This window comes from Acinetobacter sp. YH12233 (assembly GCF_013417725.1).
Taxonomy (GTDB): domain Bacteria; phylum Pseudomonadota; class Gammaproteobacteria; order Pseudomonadales; family Moraxellaceae; genus Acinetobacter.
Window position 1 is genome coordinate 66,347 of the sequence record NZ_VPDK01000014.1, and the last position, 13,428, is coordinate 79,774.

Below are 13,428 nucleotides of genomic sequence, written 5' to 3' on the forward strand. Positions count from 1 at the left end.
ATTAAAAAGACCTTCAATGAGAGGTCTTTTTTTTGCCTATAAAATTCATTTAACTCTGGCTTAAGCTTGTTTTTTAATCTACTATGAAACGATACGTATCGTTTTGTTTTTTTGGTTTTAAGCATGAGTGAAGAAGAAAAATGTTCACGGCGCCAGCACAGTATTCTACAGGCGGTTTCGGATGCACTGGCAGAAGGTGAATATCATCAGCTAACGATTGAAGATGTGGCTGCACGGGCAGGGGTTGGCAAATCTACGATTTACCGCTGGTGGAAACATAAATCTGAACTGGTACTAGATGCGTTTAAGCAGCGCACAGCAGGGGTATTTGAACTGGATGCTTCACAAAGCTTGCGCAGCAATCTGGTTCAACAGCTAACTCTGCTGGTTCTGGCGCTTAATCATCCGGTAGGCCGAGCTTTGCTGGTCGTTATGGCCAATCATCGGGAGCTGGCTGCAGACTTTTTTCAGCAGTATCTATTACCACGTCGAAAACAAACCCACCAATTGATTCAACAGGCCATCGAGCGTGGGGAATTACGTGCGGATTATCCTTTTGATCTGATGCTGGACACCTTATACGGGCCGATTCATTACCAGATCATTTTCTTCAACCGCATGCCGGATGATCAATATATCCAGAATCTGGTAGATCTGGCCTTAAGCCCAGCTTTGATTTCTCCCTGAGTTTAGTCAGTTCTTAAATTTGTTTTTAAAAGTTGCGTGTTATGTCTGCTAGTCCTGAGCGCTTATGGAATCGCTCCTTTATTCTGTGTTTATTGAACAATCTGTTCCTGTTTGTCTATTACTTTGCCTTACTGACCATTCTGCCGGTTTATATCATGAAAGATCTGGGCGGATCAGTCAAAGAAGCAGGTTTAGCTTTGACCCTGTTCTTAGTTTCCTCCATCGCTGTTCGACCTTTTTCTGGCATGATCATCGAGAAACTCGGCAAGAAATTGGCAATGCGCGGAGCCGGAGTTATTTTTGCCTTATTTTCCTTTGGTTATCTGCTGGTCGATAGCATGTGGTCATTATTGGCAGTGCGTTTCTTACATGGGATCTGGTTCAGCATCCTGACGACGGTCACCGTTCCCGTTGCAAATGAGTTTATTCCGGAATCTCGTAAGGGTGAGGGCATGGGCTATTTTGTCATGTCGACTAATCTGGGTGTGGTATTTGGTCCATTACTGGCCTTAACCGTAGTTCAGTTCACCAGCTTTAAAGTGCTGTTTGGCTTGCTTGCCGTGATTATCTCTATCGGCTTGATCTTTTCCTTCATGCTGAAAATTACCGAATTAGCAAAACCTCAAGCTACAGTGGTCGAAAAATCAAAATTCAGCCTGCATGACATTATTGAAGTCAAAGTGCTGGCGGTGAGTTTTGTGGCACTGCTCACGGCTTTTGCTTACTCCAGTATCATGAGTTTTATCACGCCCTTTAGTGAAACCAAGCAACTACTGGCTTATACCGGCATCTTCTTTATTGTTTTTGCGGCCTCAATGTTGTTGGTACGGCCTTGGGTGGGCAAAATTTACGACCGTAAAGGACCAAGTGCAGTTATCTATCCTTCCTTTATTTTCTTTGCGATTGGCATGATGATTGTCAGTGTCATGTCCAGCCAATGGACTATGTGGTTGTCTGCGGTATTTATCGGAATTGGTTACGGTTCATTATTTCCATGTTTACAAACTCTAGCGATTCAATCTGTCGAAAAACAGCGTATGGGCTATGCAATTTCTACCTTTTTTACCCTGTTTGATATTGGACTGGCAGTGGGTTCAGTAGTGATGGGTATGATCATTGCGCAATACGGTTTTGAAAAGACCTATATGTTCTGTGCAGTGATGGTGATTTTCACTTTATTGATCTACCGTCAATATGTGGCCAGGAAGCGACCTTCGATTTCAGCATCCTTACCGGAAGAATAAAATGGAATTAAGACATTTACGCTATTTTGTTACAGTGGCTGAAGAGCTGAATTTCACTCGGGCAGCTGAAAAACTGAATACTGTTCAGCCTTCACTCAGTCAGCAGATTAAGGATCTGGAGCGTGAAGTGGATGCGCAATTGCTGGAGCGGAATAACCGCAAGGTTGAGCTGACCGAGGCTGGACAGGCTTTTTTAAAGGAAGCTCTGTTGAGCTTAGAACATGCGGAACGTGCCGTGCAGGCAGCCCGTCAGATCGCCCATGCACATAAGGGTCAGCTGAATATCGGCTTCGTACCGGTCGCGGAAATGAAAATTTTTCCTTATATCATGCCGAATATCCGTGCACATTTTCCTGAACTGAAAGCACTGTTTCATAGCCTGACCGATGCAGAACAGTTTAGCGCGCTGAGACAGGGCAGTATTGATATTGCCTTTACCCGCTACCGAGATCAGTCGGATGAGTTTGAGTCCGTTCAGATTTTTGATGAGCCACTGACGCTGATTGTGCCGAAAAATTCTCCGGTCGCAGAAATGCCCTATGTCAGCATCAAGAAGTTTGAAAATCAGGACTTTGTGATTAGTGATGAGCAGGCTTCACCACAGCTGCATAAGATTATTGATGATTTTTTTAGGCAATCGAAACTGAACGTGAATGTGGTGCAGTATTCCACCAATATTCTGCTGAATGTCAATCTGGTCGGCATGGGGGTTGGCTGGAGTCTGGTACCAGCCTATGTGATTCCTTTACTCGGCGATAATATTGTGGTGAAGAAAACGCTGGAACCTTTACCGATGATTGCTCTCTATGTCAGTTACCGTAAAAATAACCAGCATCCTGCGATTGAACTGATTCTGAAAGTGCTTAAAGAAAAGTTTTGTGTAGACCTTTTTAAGTAAATTATTGATCTTCCATAAATGAAATGTGCTACAGAAATGATCTGTAGCACATGCTTTTTAATCGCAGAGGAAAATCGCTTTATACTGAAATTCAAAAAATAAGAAATCGGTTGAAGCAGAATGATGAAGCTCTATAACAACCCTCAGTCACGCGGCATGACCTTGCTGCCTATCCTTAAAGAACTACAGATTGAAGACCAGCTTGAGCAGGTGGAAGTTCCTTTTAAAGATATGCATCAACCTGAATATCTTCAGATCAATCCGATGGGTAAAGTTCCCTGTCTGGTTGATCAAGGCGTCGTAATTTCAGAAATGGCGGCTATTATCATCTATCTGGCAGATAAGTATCAGGACAAAGGATTGGCACCCGCTTTAGATGATCCCAAGCGTGGTACTTATTTAAAATGGATTTTCTTCTGTCATGGGCCACTGACTGAATATATTGATGTAAAAAATTTACAAGTATCTCAAGAACAGATTGAAAAGGTCCGAACCAGTTTAAGTTTTGGTAACGAAGCCGCGGTATTTGATTTTTTTAAACGAGGTTTGTCGCAGGCCAAGCCTTATCTTTTAGGTGAAAAAGTTTCTGCTGCAGATCTATATGTGGCCTATTGTCTGATCTTCGCAATTAGTACCAAAATTTTGCCGCCGTTGGAAGAATTTAAACCTTTCCTACAGCAAATGGCACGTCGTGATTCTCTCAAAGATATTTCATGGTTTGAGCAATACCGAACTTAGCTTTTATGTTCATCTATAAATAAAAACCACGCCGTAGCGTGGTTTTTTTGACTGAGGTCAATTATTTGACATGGAGCTTGTTAAATAGCGCCTGACTTGTGCTTTCTATAGATTGAGGAATCGCTAAGGCTGCCACGAAGCGGTCTGGACGCAGGATGACGATAGAGTCCTTGGTCTTGCCGAACCAGGTACGAATGTCCGTACCGATATCACCAATGGTGATCACATCTTCGTATTGCTTACGATGTTGATTAGACAACTGAACCGCAGGAATGACTTGGATAAATTTCACGCCAAGGTTTTTCCATTGCTGTATCGTTTCCTTGCTTAAGCCCCATTTCGGATCCACCCCCCAGGCAATGATGGCGAAGTCATTGCCAATCACTTCATCGAGTAATACAGTTTCACCAGACTCCAGTTTCACCTGCGGCTGAATAAACATCTTGCCGACTGGAGAGTCTTTTTGAGTATTGGCCAGCAGGGCACCATCATGATACTTCGGCATAGGCTTAAAGCGCATTTCCAGCAGGTACTGTTTGATTGGCTTAATATAGTTCAATGCATAAGCAATACCATCACGAACAAAACCTTGCCATTTTTTTGGTGGCGCAAGAACGTGGCCTGCCATCACTGAAAGATCAATCATCGCTTTGGCATGATCCTTACGTTCCACTTGGTAAGAGTCCAGTAATTCATGACTTGCTTTTCCCTGGATCACCAATGCGACTTTCCACGCCAAGTTAAAGGCATCACGCATACCGCTGTTATAGCCTTGGCCTTGCCATACCGGCATGATGTGCGCAGCATCACCAGCAAGCAGGATACGGTCAGCACGGAATTTATCTGCAATACGTGCATTGTGGGTATAGACACGTTGACGAATTACTTCGATTCCATCGGTATTCGGTAAAACTTTAGAAAGCAGTTTAGCAATATTTTCCGGTTTACTGAGTTCTTCCTGAGTTTCGCCTGGCATAACCATGAATTCGAAGCGGCGAATGCCATGCGGCAGGGCAGCTGATACATAAGGACGCACCGGGTCACAGCATAGATAAATATGTGGGGTTGCCAATGGGTCATTATCGATATCAATCACGATCCACTGGTTTGGCGCAGTTTCACCTTCGAATGGAATGTTGAGGGTACGGCGTACATAAGAGTTTCCACCATCACAGGCAATCAGGTATTGCGCACGAATGGTTTCTAAGCTGCCATTTTTAGTCTGAACATTTAAAGTTACACCCTCAGCATCCTGGCTGAAATGTGTCAGATGGCGAGAGAAAAGTACTTCAGTTTTTTTATATTGTTTGAGGCCTTCTAGCAGAACGTTATCTACTTGTGGCTGAATGAAAGCATTACGGCGGGAGAAACCAAATTCACGAGTCAGTGGCTGAATGTCTGCGAAGCAACGGCCTTTGGGTGTCAGGAAGCGCATGGCATGATTCGGGGTCGTATGCGGCAAGACCTGATCAACCAGTCCCAAAGATTGAATGGTACGCAAGGATTCATCATCAATGCCGATGGCACGCGGATAATCGATCAGACTATCTAGCTGTTCAACCACAGTGACCTGTACACCCTGTTTGCTTAAATAGTTGGCAATTGTTAAACCTACCGGGCCGGCCCCCAAAATCGCCACTTCAGTGGTGTAATTTGTATTGCTCATCGCGAATGTCCATTCCATCAATTCAGGATTGAGACTATTAAGGAACAATCAATAGCGCTAAACAAGCTAGTCCATAGTAGGTCATGTCTATCAAAAAGATTTAGTTGAAAAGAATTTTATTTTAATAAGTTATTGATAATAAATAATAATATTTAAATTTATTCATAAGATGAATGAATCCTATGATCATTTCTGGCTATAGTGAATAGCCTATAAGGTATAAAAAAGCTGAATCACGCAGTTGCATGATTCAGCCTTAGTCTACATCCGGCAGCATAGGTCAAACCTACTGGAGATTTACTGCACGAGATGTTGCTTTAAACCTGATTAACGAGTCGATGTCGACTTAGTCGTTTTTTTACCATCTTTGTCTTCTGTAGCAGCTTCAGACGCAGCAGGCTGGTCAGCAGGTCCAGCTGTGGTTACATTTGGATTTGGGTTATTCGTTGCAGGAAGTTCCTGAGTTGTCACAGTGACTTTCTGTTCCTCAGTGGTCTTCGTGTCAGTGGTGTTGTTTGCTGCAAAACTGGTAGCTGCGGCTGCAGTAAGCGTTGTTGCAAGTAAGATTTGTGTATATTTCATGTTGAGCATCCTTTTTATTACATTTATAAACTGCCGAATGACCATCACATCAATCCGGCAGGAAGTCATCCTAAGCATGAAAATTTTATGGAGCAAAGCAATTAACAAAAGCCGCACGAAGCTGTTAACCAAGCAAATACAATCATTGGAAATTTGTTTTCTTCTGTTAAATGTATAGGAAATTGTTAGCTGGAAATGTGTGTAAATATTTCAAATATAGCGTTTAAGTGAACTAGTTAACGGTTAAAAAGTACTTACTACAGACTGTTATTTTTATTTGAACCGAGATAAATAGAATCTAATCATCCAAGAATGAACATTTTTGCAAGAGTCCAGTGTTCTATAATAGTCAGGTTTACTCATTCTAATTCTATCTTTGAGAGAGAATCAATTTTGAAAGTTCTTGCCGCTCAGCAGCCTATTCCTGTACACATCATTTCCGGATTCTTGGGTGCTGGTAAAACCACTTTATTAAAATATTTACTGAGCCAGAAACCGGAGCAAGAAGTCTGGGCTGTGCTGATGAATGAGTTTGGTCAGATTGGCGTCGACCAGCAATTACTGCCTCAGGATCAGGGCTATGCAGTGAAAGAATTGCTGGGCGGCTGTTTATGTTGTAGCAGTCAGTTGCCAATGCAGATTGCTTTATCCCGGCTATTGTCAGAAACCAAACCGGACCGGCTATTTATTGAACCTACAGGACTCGGACATCCCGGGCAACTGCTGGAACAGCTCACCGAACCGCATTGGCAGAGTCATTTGAAAATGCAGGCTCTGGTCACGGTAGTCGATGGTTCACGTTTACATGATCGGGACTGGACGCATCAGAACCTGTATGCGGATCAGCTGAAAGTTGCCAATATCGTGGTTATTTCCCATGCTGATTTGATGACTGAAACTGATCATGCTGCTTTAACTGAACTCAAGTCTGAGTATCAGCCATATGCCCAGCACTGGCTGATGATAGAAAACGGACAGCTGGATATTGAGCAAATCAAACAGGATTATCAGGGTGCTTCACGTCAGATTCAGCCACTGCTCAAGCAACAGCGCCAAGTGTTGGGAGAGGTGCCGGCTGTCGTACATCAGTTGCCTTATCATTATGTTGAAAGTGCACAAGGCTATCAGGTGGCAGGTTGGAAATTGCCAAAACGCTGGCAGTTTGATTTTTATGATCTGCTGGATCTGCTTTGTGAGCAGCAGGATTGGCTCAGAATCAAAGGGATTTTTAATACCAATCAGGGCTGGAAAAGCTTTAATTTCAATCCTGATCAGTTTAATTATCAGTCTGCCGAAGAAGGCATTGATAACCGGGTAGAAGTGATTTACCAGACCTCACGTGACTGGCTGGAGTTTGAAACTGCTTTAATGCAATGCCGGATTGAGCAGGAAAAATAGCTTCGAATCTGTGTATAGAAAATAGCTAGATAAGACGAAATCTGTCCAGCAAAAAATCAATAAATCTTATATGCTAGGCGCCAAATTTGAGGATTGTATTATGGCGTTAAAAGCGACAATTTATAAGGCAGATTTGAACGTTGCCGATATGGATACCCATCGTTATGAAGACTATCAGTTGACGATGGCACTACATCCTTCGGAAACCATTGAACGTCTGATGGTACGTATTCTGGCTTATGCACGTTTTGCTGGCGAAGCGCTTGAATTTACCAAGGATCTGTTTGAGACTGATGAGCCAGCGCTGTGGGAAAAAGACCTGACTGGCCAATTATTGAAATGGATCGAAGTGGGTTGTCCTGACGAAGATAAAGTCAAAAAAGCCAGCGCACGTTGCAAACAGGTCGCAGTAGTTGCTTATGGTTCTTCAGTTGATGAATGGTATAAACGTAATTCCAAACTGAAAACGCTGTCGAATGTTGAGGTCTGGAAAATCTCGACCGCCAGCACTGAAGCGGTACAACAGTTATGTGAACGTACCATGCAGCTGCAACTGAATGTCATGGATGGCGAATGGACCTTGATCGGTGATCAGGCCCAAGCTGTAATTGAATGGGAACAGTTACAATAACAGCCAATAAGGATGCAAGTCTCGGCTTGTATCCTGATTCAGAAATTGCGTATACCTGACAATAATAAAAATGAAACAGGGATAAATATATGCATCCGGATCTTTATCGTTTGCTCATTGCCCTCGGTATTGGTGCAATTATTGGTGCAGAACGCGAATATCGCAGTAAGTCTGCCGGTTTGCGGACTATGATCATGGTCAGTCTGAGTTCCTGCTTGTTCACGATTATGTCAATCAAAATTGGTCTGGATAGTCAGGATAGGATTGCAGCCAATATCCTTACTGGCTTGGGCTTTGTTGGTGCGGGAGTTATCTTTAAAGATGAAAACCGGATTTCAGGCATTACGACAGCGACAACCATCTGGATGACAGCAGCACTGGGCATGGCAGCTGGCGCGGGTTATGAATGGCTGAGTCTGTTTGCTACTTTTATTGTATTAATCGTGCTGATTTTTCTGATCTATGTCCAAGAGGGAATAGAAACTTTAAGTCAGGCACGAACCTACCGAATTATCTGTCCTTATCAACGTAAAACCTTAGAGCAATACGAAGAATTATTTAAAACTTATAATATGAAAGTCGTTCGCAGTGTGCAGCATAAAACGGAACACCGTATTAGTGGACGCTGGATTTTAATTGGCTCCGCCGAAAATCATAAAAAATTGACTAACTATTTACTGAATGATTCAAATATCCAGGAACTCAGCTTTTAATCCTTTAAGCCTCAAAGCTAAAGGAATTCTGTCTAATCCCGTTTATACTATGCGTATTTGCCAGAGAAAGGATATTGGTCATGACCAAAGAGCTAGAAATTATTGATTTGAAAGTGGGTGAAGGTAAAGAAGCGGTTAAGGGCGCGCTTATTACGACTCACTATACTGGCTGGCTAGAAGATGGCACCAAGTTTGACTCATCACTGGATCGTGGTAACTATTTTGAAACCGTGATTGGCACTGGCCGTGTGATCAAGGGCTGGGATCAAGGGATTATCGGTATGAAAGTGGGCGGTAAGCGTAAACTAATTGTGCCTGCTCATTTGGCTTATGGTGAACGTAAAATGGGGAATATCATCCCGGCCAATTCAAACCTGATTTTTGAAATCGAACTGTATGATGTTAAAACACGTGATTGATTCACTGAAATAAGCTTCATTCATTGTGATGAGTGAATGTTGAACGGGTGAAGTCATAGCTAGATGGACTTCATCCGATGAGCTACAAAAAAAGCTTTGCACTCCCTGCTATTCGACGTAGATTATAAGAAGAATAAAGCACTTTTCAGGAAAATACTGTCTTTGCAAAACATGATAAGGAATGTCTATTCTGTAATATTGATTTGGAGCATTAGCTGGGTCCTATTAGTGATGATTCCAGTTTTCGCCCAGGCATCTCTTGAATCTTCCTCTGTCACGCAGCACAGTCAACCGCATATTTCCGAAATTCACTTTACTGAAGATCATAGTAGCCAATTGCCCCAAAATTGGCAGTTTTATCCAAACCAGTTTATTACTGAACCAAGTTCCGTACTTACTCCGCAAGAGGTTCAATTACCCGCTTCATTTAAAGACCTGACCGGTTCAAATATTGGCTATGGAACCTTTATCGGACATTTCAAAATTCCATCAGAATTTATCGGACGTCGGATCGCCGTGCATATTCCGGCTGAATATGGTGCCTATCGAATCTATATCGATGGAAAATTTATTCTGCGGCATGGGGAAATTGCGAAAACAGCGGAAGAGCAGAGAAATGAAAGGGCTCCTCGAATCGGTTATTTTGTTCCTGAGAGTGAATATTTCACCATGAGTATTCAGGCCTCAAACTATACCCATCTGCATGGCGGGATTGAACAGCCTATACGCATTGGAACAGCCGGAACTATTAACCGTCAGTATCAGCAGCTTATGATGAGCATCAGTATAGTCTGTGGACTGGTGCTTGGGGTGGGTTTTTTTACGATTCTTTTTTCAATGTTTCGGGGTTCAACAGAACGCAATAGCAAAAGTATTTTTATCTTTGGCTTGTTCATTATTTTTCTGGCCCTGCATAACTTTTTTGCAGCGCCGTATGCCTATTCGATCGTGACTAAGCTCGGTTGGCTATGGGGAACACGCCTAGAATATCTGTTCACTTTCCTGGCGATTCTATTTTTCCTCAGTTATATGTACCTGTTTAATCAGCGCTATTTGCATCGATTTATTTATAGTGTTGCCGCAGGACTTTTACTACTGAACTGTGTCGTAACCCTGTTGATCGATCCGGAAAATTTTCAACGTCTGGCCTTGTATAGTGCGATTTTCGGGATAGTCGTGGTGGTCAATTTTATCTATGGCTTTTATCAGACTTTACATCATAAAGACAATTATTCGCGCTTGACTCTCTATGCGGTCATTTTTCTATGCCTGACCTTTATAAATGACTATTTATTGCTGATCAATGTGATTGAAAGTGTGCATCTGTCTTTTATCTCGACCAGTCTGTATGCTGTGATCATCATGTTTCAGCAGTCGCAAAATTATGCCCATCAAACCTATGCGACAGAGCAGTTGAATATGAATCTGAAAGAGTTAAATAATTCACTCGATCAGAAAGTCAAAGCACGTACCGAGCAATTACGTGAACTGAATGCCAAACTCGAACATCAGGTGAATATTGATGCTTTGACGGGTGCCTTTAACCGCCGTGCTTTAAATGACCAAATCCAGCAGCAGTTTTTATACTGTCAGCAACATCCACACAGTACACTGATTTTTGCCATGCTCGATGTCGACTATTTTAAAAACTACAATGATTATTATGGGCACTTAAAAGGAGATGAAATTTTACAGAATCTGGTCAAGGTCATTCAGACGGTACTCCCCGAATCCGCGTATTTAGCCCGTTATGGTGGAGAAGAATTTGCGATTCTACTTACTGATGTACCTGTCCAGCCAGCATTTCAATCTCTGGAAAAAGTCTTAATCAAGATTCGCGAACAGCAATTTGAACATTTAAATCGCACAGATGATAAATCCTATGTCACGGTCAGTATGGGCATTTCCTGGATGGATCAAACACATCCATATCCAGATATTCATGCACTGATGAAAGCGGCAGATGTACAGTTATATGCGGCTAAGCAGGCAGGGCGAGATCAACTTAAAATGACATAAAAAAGTTTTAATTTTAAAAAGCGTATTTATATAAATGATAATTTTCTTCATTTTCCGATTGAGGATTCGGTGAGAAAAATCCATTTTTTTGATAATAACTTAAAGCTGTTTGAGTCGATTGGACTTTAATTTTATGGATATTTTTACGCACTAAGGATTTGTGCATCTGATCAAAAAGCTGGGTGCCAACCCCGAGTCGCTGGAAACGTGCAGCCACATAGTGCATCAGGATTTCTCCAGTGTCACTGACCAGCAAAAAGCCGACAATCTGATCATTCAAAATATACACCCAACAGTCGTTATAAAGCATTTCCACAATTAACTGGGCGTGATTAAACTGCTCCAGCCAGCGCTGGATCACGCTGTCTTCACGTTGATGATCCAAAATACAGGATTGAATACTGTCGTGGATGACCTGAATTATTTGAGGTATATCTTGAATCTTCCCTTCACGAATCATAATTTTATTCATTTACTCGACCATAAAGAGGGACCTTTTATTTGAAGGAAAATGCTCAGAAAAACAAATACCAATCGTGTAGCTTTTTGAGTGCATTTGCTAAAGAACCAAGAGTTGATGATCGATTCTGTAGTGATTTGTCTGATTTATTTATCTTGATCAATATTGGCCTTCTGGTTTAATTCTAATTTTTAACAAGATTTTAGACTATCATTTCAAATTGAATAATGGGAAATAAGGCTCAACCGAAGAAAAAATCCAAGAAGATCTAAAAAAATCCTCATGTTTGCTGTACAAAAAATAGACTTGTGTTAAGTTAAAAGAAGATCGCCAAATCAAGAATTGGCAGACCGTGATAAAAATAAAATTAACCACACGAGATGATCAATGATTCTTAAATTCCTGATTTTTTCATGTCTAGCCCTGATAATTTATGCGATGTGGTTTATCGGCATGAAAATCTATAAAACCCAGCGTTATGTAAAAAGTAAACGTGTCAAAAAAGCGGACCCGATTTCCAGGAATGCTGAAGAGAATCAATCTGATTCTCAGGAAACCTTGCATGTGGTCGATGCCTATGAGCTGGAACTGTTTGATGACGTGGCGCAATTATTTTTCCAACATCAGGTTCAGATTCAGGATCGCAATGAAGCAGAGCAGTTACAGCAGGAATTGCTCCGTAAGATGCCGATGCATACCGGTACACAAATCCGTCAGATGGATTTAGGCGAATGGTCAATTTTCTGGAATTTTTATGACCAGTCACTGGAGTATTATGTCGGCCGTTATGGGGTATTTTATGCCCATGTCGACCGTTTCGGCGAGGAACACCGTCAGGAAATCCGAACCAATGTTCAACAGGCACGTTATGCTTAAGCAGCTAAATGCTTAAATGCTCTAGAAACTAAAATCAAGCTGCATATTTGAGTTGATGTAATTCGCTGAACTTGGTAAGCACTTCATCCCAGAGCTGTTCTGCGCCCTGACGGAAATAACCCATATGTCCCATATGCTTGAGTCCATAATCAGCTGCCTGAATATTGATATAATGCAACGGAGCCTGACGATAATGTTGCATAAAGGCTTGTCTGGATTCAGGTAAGGCCCAGGCATCATCAAGCGCGGCTACGGCATAAATAGGTGTTTTTACCGCGGCATAATGGGCATGCAGGTCTTTCAGTTCAGGATCGGCAAAGAAATAGGTCGGATTTTTACACCATTTGCGCCACTGACGATAAACATCACGTGGCAAGTCAGCGCCCATATTTAAACGGTTCCATGGCAAATAACCTGTCACTGCCACCATCGGTGGGAAAACAATATTCCAGATTACCTGAACCTTGATTCTTTCAGTTAAAGGCATATAACCATGCCAGCCAGCACCAGTGCCAAAGCAGTACATTGCTTCAATGCGATCATGATATTTGCTTAATCCCAAGGCCTGTCCGCCATAGGAATGGCCAATCATATAGATGTCCAGACCGGTTTGGCTGAGATAATCAATCGCAGCGCTGAGATCATATTGCCCCCAGTCCAGATAGGACATCTTAAAATTCTTTAACCGTTTAGGTGCAGAATCAGCCACCCCGCGATAATCAAAAGTCAGTACCTGAAAACCTGCATGTGCTGCATAATCGGCAAAGCGCCGGTAAAAAGCTTGGGGAACACCTGTCGCACAGGCGATGACAATATTGGCTTTGGCATATTCACTGCGGTAAAGCTTGCCGGTTAAGGTATAGCCATCTTCTGCCAAAAACTGCACGGTTTCAACCTGAACTTTTCCTTGTTGCATACTGGATATCCTTATACGTGGATTGAATCAGGGGAGGTGAATCTATATTATTTTGGCTCTAGACTAGCAAAATGATTATGTTAGTCTAGAATCATGATAGAAAACAGTAAATTAAGTCACTACAAGATTAAAAAAATTATTCAATGCTTTTGTGTTGATATTCCTGCTTCCAAAACAGCCT

Annotated in this window: 14 protein-coding genes and 1 pseudogene; 11 read left to right on the top strand and 4 right to left on the bottom strand. The window is 42.1% G+C overall.

The window, feature by feature from the left end:
• Positions 1 to 123 precede the first annotated feature (123 nt).
• From FTV12_RS08290 to FTV12_RS08305, 4 genes are all read left to right on the top strand, one after another.
• Positions 124 to 687, top strand: coding sequence for a TetR/AcrR family transcriptional regulator (locus FTV12_RS08290; protein WP_180010560.1), 564 nt, complete (start codon positions 124 to 126; stop codon positions 685 to 687).
• 41 nt (positions 688 to 728) lie between these two features.
• Complete coding sequence (locus tag FTV12_RS08295; RefSeq protein WP_180010562.1) at positions 729 to 1,931, top strand: MFS transporter; 1,203 nt, start codon at positions 729 to 731, stop codon at positions 1,929 to 1,931.
• 1 nt (position 1,932) lies between these two features.
• The gene (locus FTV12_RS08300) at positions 1,933 to 2,829 is read left to right on the top strand and encodes a LysR substrate-binding domain-containing protein (RefSeq protein ID WP_159123387.1); all 897 of its coding nucleotides are present in this window, start codon (positions 1,933 to 1,935) and stop codon (positions 2,827 to 2,829) included.
• A gap of 123 nt (positions 2,830 to 2,952) precedes the next feature.
• Complete coding sequence (locus tag FTV12_RS08305) at positions 2,953 to 3,567, top strand: glutathione S-transferase family protein (protein ID WP_171505579.1); 615 nt, start codon at positions 2,953 to 2,955, stop codon at positions 3,565 to 3,567.
• A 61-nt stretch (positions 3,568 to 3,628) separates the two neighbouring features.
• Here the strand turns inward: FTV12_RS08305 and FTV12_RS08310 are convergent, their stop codons facing one another.
• Positions 3,629 to 5,233: a bifunctional 3-(3-hydroxy-phenyl)propionate/3-hydroxycinnamic acid hydroxylase gene (locus FTV12_RS08310; protein ID WP_180010564.1), complete on the bottom strand. Its 1,605-nt coding sequence runs from the start codon at positions 5,231 to 5,233 to the stop codon at positions 3,629 to 3,631.
• Positions 5,234 to 5,560: 327 nt separating this feature from the next.
• Positions 5,561 to 5,815 (bottom strand): hypothetical protein, encoded by a 255-nt coding sequence (locus FTV12_RS08315; protein WP_004784941.1) that lies wholly within the window; start codon positions 5,813 to 5,815, stop codon positions 5,561 to 5,563.
• A gap of 393 nt (positions 5,816 to 6,208) precedes the next feature.
• Between FTV12_RS08315 and FTV12_RS08320 the strand changes: the two genes are divergently transcribed.
• The 5 genes from FTV12_RS08320 (at position 6,209) to FTV12_RS08340 (ending at position 10,995) form a co-directional block, all read left to right on the top strand.
• Positions 6,209 to 7,213 carry a GTP-binding protein gene (locus tag FTV12_RS08320; protein ID WP_180010566.1) on the top strand — a complete coding sequence of 335 codons (1,005 nt, stop codon included), beginning with the start codon at positions 6,209 to 6,211 and terminating at the stop codon, positions 7,211 to 7,213.
• A gap of 100 nt (positions 7,214 to 7,313) precedes the next feature.
• A complete protein-coding gene (locus FTV12_RS08325; protein ID WP_103799664.1) occupies positions 7,314 to 7,844 on the top strand; it encodes a YaeQ family protein in 531 nt (176 codons plus the stop codon).
• Between the two features lie 89 nt (positions 7,845 to 7,933).
• Positions 7,934 to 8,557, top strand: coding sequence for an MgtC/SapB family protein (locus FTV12_RS08330; RefSeq protein ID WP_103799665.1), 624 nt, complete (start codon positions 7,934 to 7,936; stop codon positions 8,555 to 8,557).
• Positions 8,558 to 8,637: 80 nt separating this feature from the next.
• Positions 8,638 to 8,976 (top strand): FKBP-type peptidyl-prolyl cis-trans isomerase, encoded by a 339-nt coding sequence (locus FTV12_RS08335; protein WP_159123393.1) that lies wholly within the window; start codon positions 8,638 to 8,640, stop codon positions 8,974 to 8,976.
• A 231-nt stretch (positions 8,977 to 9,207) separates the two neighbouring features.
• Positions 9,208 to 10,995: a diguanylate cyclase gene (locus tag FTV12_RS08340; RefSeq protein ID WP_257218385.1), complete on the top strand. Its 1,788-nt coding sequence runs from the start codon at positions 9,208 to 9,210 to the stop codon at positions 10,993 to 10,995.
• Positions 10,996 to 11,008: 13 nt separating this feature from the next.
• On the opposite strand, the gene FTV12_RS08345 is transcribed toward FTV12_RS08340, so the two are convergent.
• The gene (locus tag FTV12_RS08345) at positions 11,009 to 11,455 is read right to left on the bottom strand and encodes a GNAT family N-acetyltransferase (protein WP_180010725.1); all 447 of its coding nucleotides are present in this window, start codon (positions 11,453 to 11,455) and stop codon (positions 11,009 to 11,011) included.
• 390 nt (positions 11,456 to 11,845) lie between these two features.
• Here FTV12_RS08345 and FTV12_RS08350 point away from each other — a divergent pair, with 390 nt between their 5' ends.
• Positions 11,846 to 12,331: a hypothetical protein gene (locus tag FTV12_RS08350; RefSeq protein ID WP_180010727.1), complete on the top strand. Its 486-nt coding sequence runs from the start codon at positions 11,846 to 11,848 to the stop codon at positions 12,329 to 12,331.
• A 34-nt stretch (positions 12,332 to 12,365) separates the two neighbouring features.
• Here FTV12_RS08350 and FTV12_RS08355 read toward each other — a convergent pair whose 3' ends face one another.
• The gene (locus FTV12_RS08355) at positions 12,366 to 13,247 is read right to left on the bottom strand and encodes an alpha/beta fold hydrolase (RefSeq protein ID WP_180010578.1); all 882 of its coding nucleotides are present in this window, start codon (positions 13,245 to 13,247) and stop codon (positions 12,366 to 12,368) included.
• Positions 13,248 to 13,340: 93 nt separating this feature from the next.
• On the opposite strand from FTV12_RS08355, the pseudogene FTV12_RS08360 reads away from it, so the two are divergent.
• Positions 13,341 to 13,428, top strand: a pseudogene (locus FTV12_RS08360) (IS1595 family transposase); the annotation flags it as partial.

Coding starts and splice junctions, on each gene's coding strand:
- FTV12_RS08310 (WP_180010564.1), bottom strand. CDS start 5,233: ATGAGCAATACAAATTACACCACTGAAGTGGCGATTTTGGGGGCCGGC.
- FTV12_RS08300 (WP_159123387.1), top strand. CDS start 1,933: ATGGAATTAAGACATTTACGCTATTTTGTTACAGTGGCTGAAGAGCTG.
- FTV12_RS08315 (WP_004784941.1), bottom strand. CDS start 5,815: ATGAAATATACACAAATCTTACTTGCAACAACGCTTACTGCAGCCGCA.
- FTV12_RS08340 (WP_257218385.1), top strand. CDS start 9,208: ATGATTCCAGTTTTCGCCCAGGCATCTCTTGAATCTTCCTCTGTCACG.
- FTV12_RS08290 (WP_180010560.1), top strand. CDS start 124: ATGAGTGAAGAAGAAAAATGTTCACGGCGCCAGCACAGTATTCTACAG.
- FTV12_RS08345 (WP_180010725.1), bottom strand. CDS start 11,455: ATGATTCGTGAAGGGAAGATTCAAGATATACCTCAAATAATTCAGGTC.
- FTV12_RS08355 (WP_180010578.1), bottom strand. CDS start 13,247: ATGCAACAAGGAAAAGTTCAGGTTGAAACCGTGCAGTTTTTGGCAGAA.
- FTV12_RS08335 (WP_159123393.1), top strand. CDS start 8,638: ATGACCAAAGAGCTAGAAATTATTGATTTGAAAGTGGGTGAAGGTAAA.
- FTV12_RS08325 (WP_103799664.1), top strand. CDS start 7,314: ATGGCGTTAAAAGCGACAATTTATAAGGCAGATTTGAACGTTGCCGAT.
- FTV12_RS08295 (WP_180010562.1), top strand. CDS start 729: ATGTCTGCTAGTCCTGAGCGCTTATGGAATCGCTCCTTTATTCTGTGT.
- FTV12_RS08305 (WP_171505579.1), top strand. CDS start 2,953: ATGAAGCTCTATAACAACCCTCAGTCACGCGGCATGACCTTGCTGCCT.
- FTV12_RS08330 (WP_103799665.1), top strand. CDS start 7,934: ATGCATCCGGATCTTTATCGTTTGCTCATTGCCCTCGGTATTGGTGCA.